The sequence below is a fragment of the Pseudomonas sp. GW-45 genome (assembly GCF_056896675.1).
Genome location: NZ_CM167674.1, coordinates 472,732 through 488,020, shown reverse-complemented (window position 1 = coordinate 488,020; position 15,289 = coordinate 472,732). Strand labels below are relative to the sequence as shown.

Genomic DNA, 15,289 nt, shown 5'->3' with positions numbered 1-15,289 from the left:
AATATGAATATAAAAGGCCTTACGGCCCTCCTCGCCTTGCTCTCCCAATACCTGCGTTAACGAATCGCCTACAGCTTAACGTTGTTACGCACTCCCAGAAAAACCACTACCCATAGAGCTGCTCGTGGAGACCGCCGAGCGTTTGAGTTCGAGGGTAAGATCCAGAATGTTCGGGTGGATTTAAAATAGGGCCACAAATCAATAAAAAACCCAGCAAATTCGCTGGGTTTTTTATTGATTTTAGTTATTGCAGGGCTAGCTGAAGATACCGCAGCTCAGGCCGATCATTATTGATGATCGCCCTGCTTACCAGCTATAGCTCAGTTTCGCCGTGAGCTCGCGGCCCGGATTATAGTAATCCGCAGTACCGGAGCCAACCACATGCTGCTCGTCAAACAGGTTGTTTACGTTGACGGCCAGGTCAGTGCCTTTGACGATTTGATAGTTAAAGGCCGCATCAAACAATGTGGTCGCATCACTCTTGGCACTGTTCACAGCGTCAAAGTAATAGGCGCCGATATAGCGAGCACCAAGACCAAAGCTCATACGCTCGCTTGGCAAGGTGTAGTAGCTCCACAGTGAAGCGGAATGCTTCGGAGCCGTATCAAACTCATTCCCGGTGATGACGGTTCCGTATACCTCACCGCGAACAACTTCCGACTCCATATAGGAATAGCCCCCAATTAAGCTGATGTTGTCAGTCAATTCAGCTTTGGCTTCCATATCAAGCCCGCGTACTCGTGATTCACCAATGGTTTCCTGCGAGATGAACCCACTCGGCTGCACGACAGAGATAGAAACATCATCTTGGGTAAGATCATAAACCGCTACCGAGAACAGCGCATTCATACCGGCAGGCGCATATTTCGCACCCACTTCATACTGCTTGCCGCGCTCCGGTGTGACCCCGATCGACGGTGGCGCAACGGATTCCACCATGCTGACATAGGTAGAAATTTCGTCATTGACCATGTAGGTCAGCGCACCGCGGAAAGAGGTTTCCGAGAAATCATCAGCGGCTTTTACCCCAGTGATATCGGTACTGGAGAGATCCATTGCATCGTTTCGCACACCTGCGGTAACGATAAAACGGTTAAACGAGACGTTCTGCTGCAAGAACACCGATCTAGTGGTGTAATCCTGCTTGTTGCCACTGTAAACGTTCAGGCTGGTCGGAGCACCGCTATAGACCGGGTTAGCGAGATCAATGGGGTCGGCAGCGCCGTAAAATGAGCTGTCTTCGGTTGCAGCATCACGGTACTCGACACCCAATAGCGTACTACTGTCGACGTGCTCAAATCGGGCATCGTATTGCAGCATCAGGTTGCCGATAAGCTCCTCGGCTTCGCTATCGGTACCGAAATAGGCGCGATCTGTACCTAGCGTAGCAGCGTTATCTGCCAGATAGATGTAGCCAAAATTGTCGGTCAGCTCGCTGTAACGCAAGTTGCTGCGCAGAACCAAACCATTGTCGAAATCGTGGGTGACGTTGCCGGTAATACTGGTGCGTTCGACGTCCTGATAGTTGAAGTCGGGCTCGCCAAAGAAGTCAGTGCGGTCATACTCTTCGCCGACCGGATAACCACCACTGTTGGGGGTGCTATCACGGTTCAAGTAATCAAGAATAACGGTAGCCGAGGTATAGTTTGTTGGCTCCCAAGTCAGGCCTCCCATCACGAACTCGTTGTCATCGAGGGAATAGTCGTATTCGCGATCACTGTCCTGGATCTTGCCGGTAAGACGGTAGGCAACTGTCTCGTCCTCGTTCAGCGCATCACCCACATCAATGCCTGCTTCCTTATGGTCAAAGGAGCCGTAGGTTATATAGCCTTCACCAAACCGCTCGAACCTCGGCTGCTTGCTAACGAAGTTTACCGAGCCGCCAGGATCAGCTGGGCCAAATAACGTGGAGTTAGCGCCGCGCAGTACTTCAATGCGCTCATACGCGTAAGGCTCTTCGCGAACGCCGCGCATTGAGCCCAAGGTCAACCCATCACGGTAGGTAGTCGCCTGAAACCCACGAATTTTGAAATAATCGTTACGGTCATCGGTGCCGTAAAAGTCGGTAATGACGCCAGGGGTATATTGCAGCGCCTCTTCGGTTGTACTCACGCTCCGTTGCTCCATCTCCTTTTCAGTAATGACTGAAACCGAAGCAGGCGTGTCGAGAATGCTGGTCGCAACTTTGCCGCCTACCCAGAGCTCCTGAGCAACCACCGAGCTAGCATCATCATCCGCAGCAGCCTGAGCGTTGACGATCACGGGCGCTAGGCGGTACGCCTCTTGGTCATCTGTATTGCGTGCCTCTTGGGCGGTTGCGCTCAACGAAGCAGCAACCAAGGGTGCACAATACAAGAAAGCGGTCGTGGTGAGTTGCCAGGGTTTACGTGCCTTGAGAAGCCCGGATTTACTATCAGTCATACTCTTGCTCCTTAGTGGTTCAGCACCGTCAGCCCCCCTCGCCTTATAGTTTTTTTGACGAGGTTGGCGTGCCGCCTTGCGAATCGAGACATATTAACAACAGAAAACAATAACGCTAATCATTTTTATTTACAAAATAAAGACATCCCATCCCAATCCAATCAAAAAATCAGTGCGGGTCACTAGCTTACGGGGTTTAACTCTGCTTCCACTCCCGGATTTAAGCGCTCGGGTGATGATACAAATCTGTCTCAGACCTAAAGCAAAGCGAGGGGCCGTAGACTGGCCGAGCTAGTTTTCGAGGTTGGCTATGCAAGCGCTAGCCAGCTCAATCGTGAGTAAGCGCGTTTTTTTCGACTCAATAAAAAAGCCGCTATGGGTTACCCCGTAGCGGCTTTATCAGCGCAACTGCGCTCACTCCCACTCAATGGTCGCTGGCGGCTTGCTGGAGATATCGTAGGTTACCCGCGATACGCCGCTGATCTCATTGATGATGCGGTTGGAGACCAGTTCCAGGAAGTCGTAGGGCAGATGCGCCCAACGTGCCGTCATGAAGTCGATGGTTTCTACCGCACGCAGGGCAATCACCCACTCATAACGACGGCCATCACCGACCACGCCCACCGACTTGACCGGCAGGAAGACCGCAAAAGCCTGGCTGGTCTTCTGGTACAGATCGGCACGATGCAGCTCTTCGATGAAGATGTAGTCTGCGCGACGCAGAATCTCTGCGTACTCCTTGCGTACTTCCGCCAGAATCCGCACACCCAGCCCTGGGCCAGGGAAAGGGTGGCGGTAGACCATGTCGTAGGGCAGGCCGAGCGCCAGGCCGATCTTACGCACTTCATCCTTGAACAGCTCACGCAGCGGTTCAACCAATTCGAACTGCATATCGTCCGGCAATCCGCCGACGTTATGGTGCGACTTGATCACGTGCGCCTTACCGGTTTTAGCACCGGCCGATTCGATCACGTCTGGATAGATGGTGCCCTGCGCCAAGAACTTGATGCCCTGTAGCTTGGTAGCCTCTTCATCGAAGACTTCGATAAAGGTACGTCCGATGATCTTGCGCTTCTCTTCGGGGTCGGTAACGCCCAGCAGACGCGAGAGGAATTTGTCTTCGGCATCGGCGCGCACCACTTTAACGCCCATATTCTCGGCAAACATGGCCATAACCTGCTCACCTTCATGCAGACGCAGCAAACCATTATCGACAAACACACACGTCAGCTGATCGCCGATGGCTTCATGCAGCAACGCAGCAACCACGGATGAGTCCACACCGCCAGACAGGCCAAGCAGCACCTTGGCGTCGCCAACCTGCGCGCGCACGGTAGCAATAGCGTCGTCGACGATATTGGAAGGCGTCCACAGTGCTTCACAACCGCACAGCTCCAGAATGAAGCGCGACATAATACGCAAGCCCTGCTTGGTATGCGTCACTTCAGGATGGAACTGTACACCGTAGAAATGACGACTTTCGTCGCCCATGGCGGCAATCGGGCAACTTGGTGTGCTGGCCAGAATATGGAAACCTTCCGGCAGGCTAATCACCTTGTCGCCGTGGCTCATCCATACATCAAGAGCAAAGGTGCCGGCATCGCTGACAGCATCTTCGATGCCTTTGAGGAATTCGCCCTGGGAGACCAGATCAACGCGGGCATAACCGAACTCATGCTTGTCGGAACCCTGCACCTTGCCGCCCAGCTGCTCAGCCATGGTCTGCATGCCATAGCAGATGCCCAGCACCGGTACGCCCAGCTCGTACACCACCTGAGGTGCGCGCGGCGAGCCTGCTTGCGGCACAGACTCAGGGCCACCGGCCAGAATGATGCCCTTGGGCGCGAACTCGCGGATTTCAGCTTCGCTCATATCCCAGGCGCGAATCTCGCAGTAAACGCCAATTTCACGCACGCGACGCGCGATCAATTGAGTGTACTGGGAGCCGAAATCAAGAATCAGAATGCGGTGAGCGTGAATATCGTGGGAAGCCATATCTGTCTCTAGCCTGAGCTGAAAGGGAAATCAAAACTACAGACCCTGCATGGTGCAGGGTCTGTAGCGTCGCATAAGTACGAACTAGCCAATCCGGTAATTCGGTGCTTCCTTGGTGATCTGCACATCATGCACGTGCGACTCACTCATGCCAGCGCCGGTAATACGAACAAACTCCGGCTTGGTGCGCATTTCTTCAATGTCGCTAGCACCGGTGTAGCCCATGGAAGCACGCAGGCCGCCCATCAACTGGTGGATGATCGCCGCCAGTGAGCCTTTGTAAGGCACCCGGCCTTCAATACCTTCAGGCACCAGCTTCTCGGCACCCGCGCTGGAGTCCTGGAAGTAACGATCAGATGAACCTTGATTCTGCGCCATAGCGCCCATCGATCCCATGCCACGGTAGGCCTTATAAGAGCGACCCTGGAACAGCTCAACTTCACCTGGCGCTTCTTCGGTACCGGCAAACATAGAGCCCATCATCACAACCGATGCACCCGCCGCAATGGCCTTGGACAGGTCGCCCGAGAAACGGATGCCACCGTCAGCAATCAGCGGTACGCCGGTACCTTGCAGTGCAGCAGCAACGTCGGCAATCGCTGACATCTGTGGCACGCCCACACCGGCAACAATACGAGTGGTGCAGATAGAGCCAGGACCAATACCAACCTTGACCGCATCAGCGCCGGCTTCAACCAGCGCAGTAGCGGCAGCACCCGTGGCGATGTTGCCACCGACAACCTGAATATTCGGGAAAGTCTGCTTGACCCAGGTAACCCGGTCCAGTACGCCCTTGGAGTGTCCATGGGCGGTATCAACGATGATCACATCAACGCCTGCAGCGGCCAGAGCTTCAACCCGTGCAGCTGTTTCCGGGCCAGTACCGACGGCAGCACCAACCAGCAAGCGACCTTGGTCGTCTTTGGCGGCGTAGGGGTAGGCTTTGGCCTTCTCGATGTCTTTGACGGTCATCATGCCAGTGAGGTGGAACGCATCATCGACGATCAGCACTTTCTCGATGCGATGGCGGTGCAGCAGTTCGCGAACCTCAACGGCGCTGACGCCTTCCTTAACAGTGACCAATTTTTCTTTTGGCGTCATGACATCGCTGATCAGCGCATTCATGCGCGTTTCAAAGCGGATATCACGGGCGGTAACGATACCGACCAAATTGCCATTGGAGAGAACCGGCACACCGGAGATGTTGTTCTGATGGGTCAGCTCAACCAAGTCACCGACGGTGGCGCTGGCGTCGATGGTGATCGGATCCTTGACCACACCGGACTCAAACTTTTTGACCTTGCGCACTTCGAGAGCCTGCTGCTCGATGGTCATGTTTTTGTGAATAATGCCCATGCCACCTTCTTGCGCCATGGCAATCGCCAGACGGGCTTCGGTAACGGTGTCCATGGCAGCGGACAGCAGTGGGATATTCAACTCAATACGCCGGGTAAGCCGGGTTTTGAGGCTGACGTCTTTCGGCAATACCTCGGAATATCCGGGCACCAGCAGAACATCGTCAAAGGTAAGGGCTTCTTGGCTAATACGCAGCATAGCAGGGCTCCCGAGCGGGAAAATGGAAGCGCGCCATTATACCCATCCACTGCCCTACACTCAATTACAATGATGCTTCAATACGAATTTACTTTGCAGCCACCCCCCACTCGCAGCGAATGCACTAGAATGCCCGCATGAATGATGATGCCCTGTTTAAACAACTTGGCGCCGAGCGAGACGTGCTCAGTGTCAGCCAGCTCAACGCCCGCGCCCGCCAGCTGCTCGAGGACGTTTTCCCGCGCATCTGGGTAGAAGGCGAACTCTCGAATTTGGCCCGCCCCTCCTCTGGGCACCTGTACTTCACCCTGAAGGACGATCGTGCACAGATTCGCTGCGCGCTATTTCGCCAGCATGCAGCACGTTTGAAGGTTGCCATGAAGGACGGCCTGCAAGTGCGCGCGCGTGGTCGTGTCAGCCTGTACGAAGGCCGTGGCGACTATCAGCTGATTGTCGACAGCATCGAGCCTGCCGGTGACGGCGCTCTGCGTCAGGCCTTTGAGGCACTGAAAGCCAAACTGCAAGCGGAAGGCTTGTTCGAGCAGAGTTTGAAACGTCCGCTGCCTGCGCATCCGCAGCGCATCGGGGTTATCACCTCGCCTAGTGGTGCCGCGGTGCGCGATATCATCAGCGTATTTCAACGCCGCGCACCCTTTATTGAACTGGTTATTGCGCCTTCAGCAGTGCAAGGGCGCGAAGCCGCACCGCAGTTGGTGCGCGCTTTGCATCAAGCCGATCGGGCCGGCTTCGATGCTTTGATCATCAGCCGGGGCGGCGGATCGCTGGAAGACCTTTGGCCTTTTAATGAAGAAATGGTCGCGCGCGCCATTGCTGACTGCCAAACACCCATCATTAGCGCGGTCGGCCACGAAACTGATGTTTCCATCAGCGACTTTGTTGCTGATGTTCGCGCCCCGACCCCTTCCGCCGCAGCGGAGTTGCTCAGCCCAGATACCCAGGCACTGCTACGCCAAGTAGAACAGCTTGAACGCCGCTTACTGCAACGCCTGCGCGAACGCCTTGGGCGCGCCAAGCTGCAATTGGATAACCTGCGCCAACGTCTGCGCCATCCGGGCGAGCGCCTGGCCCAGCAAGCACAGCGACTGGACGAGCTGGAAATGCGCCTGCGACGCGCCTTTAACCAGCAGCTTGCACAGCGGCAACAACATATGACGCACCTGCGCACCCGCCTGCAAACCCAACATCCCGGCCGCCGCCTAAGCCAGCTCCGCGAGCAACTGCAACAACTTGATGTGCGCTTACCCCGCGCGATGCAGGGCCAGCTTAAGCAGCAGCGTCAACAGCTGGAACAGTTAGCCCAGACCCTGCATTTGGTCAGTCCGCTGGCAACCTTGGGGCGTGGCTACAGCATTTTGCTGGACGACCAGGGCAAACCAGTACGCAGCGCCACCAATGCCAGCGCCGGGCAGCGTCTAAAAGCGCGTCTGCACGATGGCGAGCTGACCGTGCGCGTCGAGGCTGAAAAACCCTACACCCTCTCGTTATTGGACTGATCCACATGCTACGCAATCTGCTAATCGGTGCACTGCTCGGCTTATGCAGCCTCTCTCTGCACGCCGAAGGTTTTATCACTCGTCTGCTGAATCACCCTGTGCCGGGCGGTGTGGCGGTTGTAGGCTTGCCCGAACAGGCAACAGCGCCGCGCGCGGAGTATCAGGACAAACCTGTACTGATCATTCGCGAAGAGCAGCAGCGCTGGATCGCCATTGTCGGCATTGACCTGAAAACTGCGCCCGGCCAGCAGCGCCTGCAAGTCGACGGCGGCCAGCCGGTCACATTCGACGTGCACGGCAAAAAGTACGAGGAGCAACACATCACCCTGCGCAATAAGAGCCAGGTGAACCCAGCACCCGCGCAGCTCCAACGCATTCAACGCGAGCTCGATGCGCAACTGGCGGCCTACGCACAATTCAGCAATCGCCAGCCCAGCAACCTGCTGCTAGATCGCCCGGTACCCGGCTCCCTGTCGAGCGCCTTTGGCCTGCGTCGCTTTTTCAATGGCGAAGAGCGCAACGCGCATTCGGGGCTGGATTTTGCAGCCGCTACAGGCACGCCGATCAAGGCACCCGCGGCTGGTAAAGTGATTCTCACCGGCAATTATTTTTTCAACGGCAACACGGTATTTGTCGATCATGGGCAAGGGTTGATCAGCATGTTCTGTCACCTGTCACACATCGACGTCAGCGTGGGCAATGAGGTGGAGCGCGGTGGCCTACTGGGCAAGGTGGGCTCCACTGGTCGTGCCACCGGGCCGCACCTGCACTGGAATGTGAGCTTAAACGGCAATCGGGTTGACCCGGCGATCTTCATCGGCGCCTTCAAGCCTTAAAAGCGATACCCTTGTTTTGCGCAAAACCAACGCAGATAACGGCCCTAAAGCAACAATAAATGCGCAAAAAACACAACGTGCGCACATTTCTGCCAAACTTTCATTGGCTGTTGAAATACCCATTCGCAGTGATTACCTTTACTGCAACAAACACCTAAATTAGCCACCCCCAGCCTTCACGAGAGGCTGGTGCAGCAGGGAAACCAAACCATGAGCATGCTCAGCGATCCATCCAGCAAATACCGCGCATTCAAGGCCATCGACATTCCGGACCGTCAGTGGCCGTCCAAAACCATCACAGAAGTACCCCTGTGGTGTAGCTCGGATCTGCGCGACGGTAACCAGTCGCTGATTGAGCCCATGGATCCGGTACGCAAGCTGCGCTTTTTCAAAACGCTTGTCGCCATTGGCCTCAAGCAGATTGAGGTGGCTTTTCCTTCTGCGTCGCAAACCGATTTCGATTTTGTCCGCAGTTTGATTGAAGACGGCCACATCCCGGATGACGTAACTATTCAGGTACTCACCCAGGCGCGCGCTGACCTGATCGAGCGCACCTTTGAATCAGTGCGCGGCGCCAAAAAAGCAATCATCCACGTTTACAACGCCACGGCGCCAAGCTTCCGCCGTATTGTCTTCAAACAGGACAAGCAGGGCGTCACCGATATTGCCGTAAACGCTGCCAAACTGATCAAGCAGCTGGCCGCCAAACAGCCGGATACGCAGTGGACCTTTCAGTACTCACCGGAGATTTTCACCTCCACCGAGCTGGACTTTGCCATTGAGGTTTGTGATGCCGTATTGGATGTATGGCAACCCACCCCCGACAACAAAGCCATTCTGAACCTGCCGGCTACCGTTGAAGTATCGACCCCCAACATTTACGCCGACCAGATCGAATGGTTCTGCCGCCATATCAGCCGTCGCGACAGCGTATTGATCAGCCTGCACACCCATAACGACCGCGGCACCGGCGTGGCCGCAACTGAATTGGGCCTGTTGGCGGGTGCTGACCGAGTAGAAGGCTGCCTGTTTGGCAATGGCGAACGTACCGGCAACGTCGATCTGGTCAATCTGGCGCTGAATCTCTACACCCAAGGCATTCATCCCGGCTTGGACTTCTCCGATATCGATTCTGTGCGCAGGGTCGTTGAAGAGTGCAACCAGCTGCCGGTGCACCCGCGCCATCCTTATGTCGGCGATCTGGTTCACACCGCCTTCTCCGGCTCGCATCAGGACGCTATTCGCAAAGGCTTTGCCGTGCAACAGCAAACAGGCGTATGGGAAGTACCTTATCTGCCAATCGACCCAGCCGATATTGGCCGTAGCTACGAAGCAGTTATTCGCGTCAACAGCCAGTCGGGCAAGGGCGGCATCGCCTACCTGCTGGAGCAGGAGTACGGCATCAGCCTGCCACGTCGCATGCAAATCGAGTTCAGCCAGGTGGTACAAGGCGAGACAGACCGGCTTGGCCTTGAACTGAGCGCCGCACAGATTCATGGGTTACTGGAGCGCGAGTATGTGCAGGCGACTAGCCCTTATGCGCTGATCCGTCATCGCCTGCAGGAAGAAAATGGCACCAGCGCGGTCGATGTGGAAGTACTCAACAAAGGCGACACGCTGCATTGGCGCGGGCTGGGTAAAGGACCATTGGAAGCGCTGGTAGCAGGCCTGCCGGTCAAGGTGGAAATCATGGATTACCATGAGCACGCGATTGGCTCAGGTAGCAATGCCAAGGCTGCCGCCTACATCGAGATTCGCCTCGACAATGGCCGGCCGCTGCACGGTATCGGCATTGACGAAAACCTGACCACAGCCAGTTTCCGCGCACTGTTCAGCGCATTAAACCGCGCGCTGCGCCAGGCAGATACCAAGGCGGCTTAATCGGCGCCTACCTGCTGTGCATTGAGCGGCGCGGTTGGCTTCTCAACGGTTAGTTAGGGCTTGGCGGCTAACTGCTGCCAATGCCCCCTACCCCACAGACACATTGCCTCTAGTACCGGCTGCAAGCTCGCGCCGTGCTCGGTAATGCGGTATTCCACCCTCGGTGGCACTTCAGCAAACACCGTTCGGGTGATCACTTCGTTGCGCTCTAGCTCACGCAACTGCTGCGTTAACATCTTCTCATTTATATCCGGAATCAAGCGCTTCAGCTCGGAAAAGCGCTGCGGTCCCTGGATGATGTGGTACGCGATCACCGACTTCCACTTACCGCCGATCACCTCCAAGGTGACCTCGATAGGCGTGCTATAGACCTTATCGCCCTGCACCAAGCGTTTACCCTCAGCCATCTTGGCCTGCTGTTCACTGATTGCCATTTAAGCTCCAAAAAACAAACCATACTTACATAAAAGTAAGTGACTTCCGAAATCGTACGTACTTGTTAAAAGGAATGCTACCCCCATAATAGCTGTATTGCGGAATCGGACCGATACCACGACTAGGAGCATCAACCACCATGAGTACACTACTATTACTACAGCCTGCCAAAATTGGCAGCTTAGACGTTCCAAACCGTATCGTGATGGCGCCGCTGACCCGTCAGCGCAGCAAGCAACCCGGCAACGTGCCCTATGCATTGAATGCTGAGTATTACCGCCAACGCGCGGGTGCGGGACTCATCATCAGCGAAGGCACCCAAATCACTCCAGAAGGCCAGGGTTACGCCTGGACTCCAGGCATTCACAGCGAGCAGCAGATTGAGGGCTGGCAGCAGGCTACCCAAGCCGTTCACGATGCCGGCGGACGCATTTTCGCCCAGCTGTGGCATGTAGGCCGAATCTCTCACACCTTGGTTCAGCCAAATGGAAAAGCACCCCTGGCCCCGTCCGCGATTCAAGCCAAGGCCGAAGTTTATGTGCAAGAGCCAGACGGCAGTCACCACAAAGCTGCAGTCTCTATGCCCCGCGCACTGGAAACCGCCGAGCTTGCCACCGTGGTCAAAGACTATGCACAGGCAACGTCCAACGCCATCAAAGCCGGTTTCGATGGTGTTGAAGTCCACTCAGCTAACGGTTACCTGCTTGATCAGTTCCTTTGCTCCGACAGCAATCAGCGAACAGATGCCTACGGTGGCAGTATCGAGAACCGCGCGCGATTGGTACTCGAAGTGGTGGATGCGACTATCAAGGCGATGGGTGACGCTGGCAGAGTCGGCGTGCGCTTCTCTCCGCTAGGCACCTTTAACGGTGTAGATGACGCCAATCCATTGGAAACCTTCAGCTACCTGCTAGGTGAGTTGAACAGCCGCAAACTGGCCTACGTGCATATCAACAAGCCGGATTGGGCTGGCGGCAGCTATGAGGGCTTTGAGGAGCTATTGCAGGCGCTGCGCGAGGTCTATCAGGGCGATATCATTCTTGCCGGCGGCTTGAACGCAGAAAGCGCTGAAGAGAATATCCAGGCTGGCTTGGCACAGTTCACTGCCTTCGGTCGCCCCTTTATCGCCAACCCCGACCTTGTCGAGCGTATTCGACAGAGCGCCGAGTGGAACAAGCTGAACCCGAACACGATCTACGGCGGCGCTGAGGAAGGCTATACCGACTACCCAACCTTGGCCGGCTGAGGCTATAGAGCCCCCGTAAGCAGCTACAAAAAAGCCAGCAGAGATGCTGGCTTTTTTGCGGAAAAAGCAGAATCAGCGACGATCCTTGCTCTTCTTCTTGGCTTTCTTATTGTGGCTCATCAAGCGGCGCTTCTTGTTGACCTGACGGTCGGTCAACTTATTCTTAAGATCCGCGTAGGGGTTTTCACCGCTCTTATACTCAACTCGAATAGGCGTACCTGCCAGCTTAAGCACCTTGCGATAGGTATTTTCCAGGTAGCGCGTATAAGAGCGCGGTACGGCATCTACCTGGTTGCCATGCACGATGATGATCGGCGGATTCGAGCCACCCAAGTGGGCATAACGCAACTTTATGCGGCGACCTCTGGACATGGGCGGCTGATGCTCGGTGACCGCATCTTCCAAAATCTCGGTCATACGACGCGTAGGGACCTTGGTCATGGCGCTTTCAAAGGCTTTATCTACAGACTTGTAGAGCAGACCCACGCCGCTACCGTGCAAGGCAGAGATGAAGTGCAGATCAGCAAATTGAGCAAAAATGAGGCGACGTTGCAGTTCGGTTTTCACGAACTCCTTCTCCTCATTCTCCATGCCGTCCCACTTGTTCACCGCGATCACCAGCGCACGGCCCGCCTCAAGTACAAAGCCAAGCAAATGTAAATCCTGCTCAACAATCCCATCTCGGGCATCGACTACGAAGATCACCACGTTGGCATCTTGAATCGCTTGCAGGGTCTTGATGACCGAGAACTTTTCGATCGCCTCATACACCTTACCGCGGCGGCGCACACCGGCAGTATCAATCAACGTATAAGGTTTTTCGTAGCGTTCATAAGGGATATAGATACTGTCCCTAGTCGTGCCTGCCTGATCGAATACCACAACCCGGTCTTCGCCCAGCATGCGATTGACCAGAGTCGATTTGCCCACATTGGGGCGGCCAATCACAGCGATTTTTGTACCAATGGCTTCGACGATCAACGGTACGCCGTTCTCATCGGTCGCTACCTTGTCCCAGTTCTCGTCGTTGAGTACGGCGTCCAGCATCGGATTAATGTTGCGTCCGTGCGAAGCGGCGATACCGATCGGCGCTCCCAAACCCAGCTTGGAGAACTCACCTAGAATCGAATCCGGGTCGGCACCATCAATTTTATTGGCAATCAGATAGGTGTGCTTATTACGCTTGCGCAAATGCGCTGCAATCAGCTCATCACCTGCAGTACGACCCGCACGCGAATCCACCAGAAAGAGTACCGCATCGGCCTCTTCGATGGCCTGCAGCGACTGACCGGCCATGATCATATCAAGGCCTTCTTCTTCACCGGTGATACCACCGGTGTCTACCACAATGTAGGGTTTGCCCTGCCACACGGCTTCGCCGTACTGGCGGTCGCGGGTCAGGCCCGATACGTCGGCAACAATGGCGTCACGACTTTTGGTCAGACGATTGAACAACGTGGATTTGCCGACATTCGGCCGCCCCACGAGGGCGATAACAGGAACCATGATCACTCCGCGCACGCCTGGCGTGCCAAAAAAACAAAACGGCCGCTGCGCAATCGAGCGCAGCGGCCGAAGAAGTATAACTTGTTTCGGTTTACTGCAGCTTATAAGCCGCCAGATCACCGCTGTTGCCGAACACATACAAGGTGTCACCGAGGGCAATCGGCTGCGCACGCAGCCCATCGCCATCAACCTTAATGCGTCCAACCATGCGCCCATCGGTTTGCGCCAACAGGTGCAGATAACCTTCAAAATCGCCCACCGCAACGTAGCTACTGATAGTCACCGGCGCTGTCAGCTGGCGACGTGCCAGACTGTCGTTGCTCCATAACTCAGTAGCGCTGCCGTCATCAAAAGCATCGACGGTACCGTTGGCCTCACTAACGTAAACACTGCCAAAACCAACGCCAGGGGCTACATAGGTAGAAGCAGGGTGTTGCCACAATGGGCGCCCGGACTGTGTATCCAGCACCGCCAGATTGCCCTGAAAAGAGCCCACATACAGCTTATCGTCTGCCAGCACCAGCTGGCCGTCGATATCGACCATACGCTCCAGCTCAGAACGACCTTGCGGCTGAGCGATGCGCTGCTCCCACATAGGCACGCCGCTGTCCGCCGCTAGCGCAACCACTTTGCCACTCGCCAGGCCAGCAAATACCTGGCGCAAATTAACTATTGGTGTGCTGTGACCGCGCACTGTCAGCACCGGCAGGCTGGCTTCGTAAATCCAGCGCTGCTCGCCGCTGCTGATATCCAGCGCGACCAGTTTGTCGTCCTGAGTCTGCACCACAACCACGTCACCGTTGGTTTGCGGCGGAGCCAGCACTTCACTGGTGACCGTCTTGCGCCACTCTTCAGTGCCGTCTGCGTCCGACAAGACGATAACCTGACCGTCAAGCGTACCGACCATCACACGACCGCCACCAGCGCCTACGGCACCGGAAAGGGGCTCATCTAACTTGACCTGCCATTTGACTGAACCGTCTTCACGGTCCAACGCGACAACGCGACCTTTGGAATCAGCTGCGTAGAGAGTCAGGCCATCCATCGCCGGCGTCAGGTTATTGAACAAACTGCCCTGGCCGTTGCCGATGTTGCGCTTCCAAACCCGATCAAGCTTCACTTCAGCATCAAACTTTTGCAGCTCTGCCGGCGGCAACTCTTTCTTGCTATTGCTGCCACAGCCAGCAACCACCAACGCGGCCAGAGCAACGGCAAGATAACGAGACGTACGCTTCACTAGACTTCCTCCGCCAGATCATCAAGCTTCAATTGCAACTGCGGCCGCGCCGAGGCGTCCTCCAGTGCTTCTTGCGCAGCCTTGTAGGCTTCATGCGCTTCGTTGCCACGATCCAGACTCAACAGCAGGTCACCGCGAATCTCTTCACGGCTTGCACGCAATTCAGCACCTTCAATGGGCGCAGAAAACAGTTCGAGCGCTTCTTCCGCGCGCTGTTCTTGTGCCAGCACTCGGGCTAAACGTTGGCGGGCGACTTCCTGCAAAGTCGTGTTCTTGCTGCCATCGATGACTTCACGCAGGCTCTGCTCAGCCACTGGGAAATCCTTAGCCTCAACCGCCAGACGAGCTTGCATCAGAGCAGCGAAATCGGCGTAGCGAGTATTCGCATATTCATCACGCAATTGCGCCGCCAATTCGGCCGCGCGAGCGCGGGAGGCCTCAGAATCACTCGCCAGTACCGATTCCAGCATCGATTGATACAGGGTGGAGGCGTTGCGCGCCTGAGTGTCCTGATAGTTGTTCCAGGCGTGCCAGCCGAACACACCGGCCAGAGCGATGGCGACACCGGTCAGCAAGGGGACGCCATGCTGGCGCCACATTTCCTTGATCTTCTCTACCTGTTCATCTTCTGTCTCGTAAGCCACCCTTCACTCCTTAGCCTTCA

At 55.8% G+C, this 15,289-nt stretch carries 11 protein-coding genes; 4 read left to right on the top strand and 7 right to left on the bottom strand.

The window, feature by feature from the left end; all coding sequences use genetic code 11:
- Positions 1-306: 306 nt before the first annotated feature.
- The 3 genes from AC1XYH_RS02175 to guaB all read right to left on the bottom strand — a co-directional run bounded on the left by AC1XYH_RS02175 (position 307) and on the right by guaB (position 5,970).
- A complete protein-coding gene (locus tag AC1XYH_RS02175) occupies positions 307-2,421 on the bottom strand; it encodes a TonB-dependent siderophore receptor (protein ID WP_483325033.1) in 2,115 nt (704 codons plus the stop codon).
- 414 nt (positions 2,422-2,835) lie between these two features.
- Positions 2,836-4,416 (bottom strand): glutamine-hydrolyzing GMP synthase, encoded by a 1,581-nt coding sequence (gene guaA, locus AC1XYH_RS02170; protein ID WP_483325032.1) that lies wholly within the window; start codon positions 4,414-4,416, stop codon positions 2,836-2,838.
- Positions 4,417-4,500: 84 nt separating this feature from the next.
- Positions 4,501-5,970 carry an IMP dehydrogenase gene (guaB, locus tag AC1XYH_RS02165; RefSeq protein WP_483325031.1) on the bottom strand — a complete coding sequence of 490 codons (1,470 nt, stop codon included), beginning with the start codon at positions 5,968-5,970 and terminating at the stop codon, positions 4,501-4,503.
- 137 nt (positions 5,971-6,107) lie between these two features.
- Between guaB and xseA the strand changes: the two genes are divergently transcribed.
- The 3 genes from xseA to leuA all read left to right on the top strand — a co-directional run bounded on the left by xseA (position 6,108) and on the right by leuA (position 10,201).
- Positions 6,108-7,484: an exodeoxyribonuclease VII large subunit gene (xseA, locus tag AC1XYH_RS02160; protein WP_483325030.1), complete on the top strand. Its 1,377-nt coding sequence runs from the start codon at positions 6,108-6,110 to the stop codon at positions 7,482-7,484.
- 5 nt (positions 7,485-7,489) lie between these two features.
- Positions 7,490-8,320: a peptidoglycan DD-metalloendopeptidase family protein gene (locus tag AC1XYH_RS02155; protein ID WP_483325029.1), complete on the top strand. Its 831-nt coding sequence runs from the start codon at positions 7,490-7,492 to the stop codon at positions 8,318-8,320.
- Positions 8,321-8,530: 210 nt separating this feature from the next.
- Positions 8,531-10,201 (top strand): 2-isopropylmalate synthase, encoded by a 1,671-nt coding sequence (gene leuA / locus AC1XYH_RS02150; protein ID WP_483325028.1) that lies wholly within the window; start codon positions 8,531-8,533, stop codon positions 10,199-10,201.
- Between the two features lie 53 nt (positions 10,202-10,254).
- On the opposite strand, the gene AC1XYH_RS02145 is transcribed toward leuA, so the two are convergent.
- On the bottom strand, positions 10,255-10,635 hold the full coding sequence (locus tag AC1XYH_RS02145) for a winged helix-turn-helix transcriptional regulator (protein ID WP_483325027.1): 381 nt from the start codon (positions 10,633-10,635) through the stop codon (positions 10,255-10,257).
- A gap of 140 nt (positions 10,636-10,775) precedes the next feature.
- Here AC1XYH_RS02145 and AC1XYH_RS02140 point away from each other — a divergent pair, with 140 nt between their 5' ends.
- Positions 10,776-11,882 carry an alkene reductase gene (locus AC1XYH_RS02140; protein ID WP_483325026.1) on the top strand — a complete coding sequence of 369 codons (1,107 nt, stop codon included), beginning with the start codon at positions 10,776-10,778 and terminating at the stop codon, positions 11,880-11,882.
- A gap of 72 nt (positions 11,883-11,954) precedes the next feature.
- Here the strand turns inward: AC1XYH_RS02140 and der are convergent, their stop codons facing one another.
- From der to AC1XYH_RS02125, 3 genes are all read right to left on the bottom strand, one after another.
- Complete coding sequence (gene der / locus AC1XYH_RS02135; protein WP_483325025.1) at positions 11,955-13,388, bottom strand: ribosome biogenesis GTPase Der; 1,434 nt, start codon at positions 13,386-13,388, stop codon at positions 11,955-11,957.
- A gap of 91 nt (positions 13,389-13,479) precedes the next feature.
- On the bottom strand, positions 13,480-14,625 hold the full coding sequence (gene bamB, locus AC1XYH_RS02130; protein WP_483325024.1) for an outer membrane protein assembly factor BamB: 1,146 nt from the start codon (positions 14,623-14,625) through the stop codon (positions 13,480-13,482).
- Positions 14,625-15,269, bottom strand: coding sequence for a YfgM family protein (locus AC1XYH_RS02125; RefSeq protein ID WP_483325023.1), 645 nt, complete (start codon positions 15,267-15,269; stop codon positions 14,625-14,627). Before AC1XYH_RS02125 ends, bamB begins: the two co-directional genes overlap by 1 nt.
- Between the last annotated feature and the right edge of the window lie 20 nt (positions 15,270-15,289).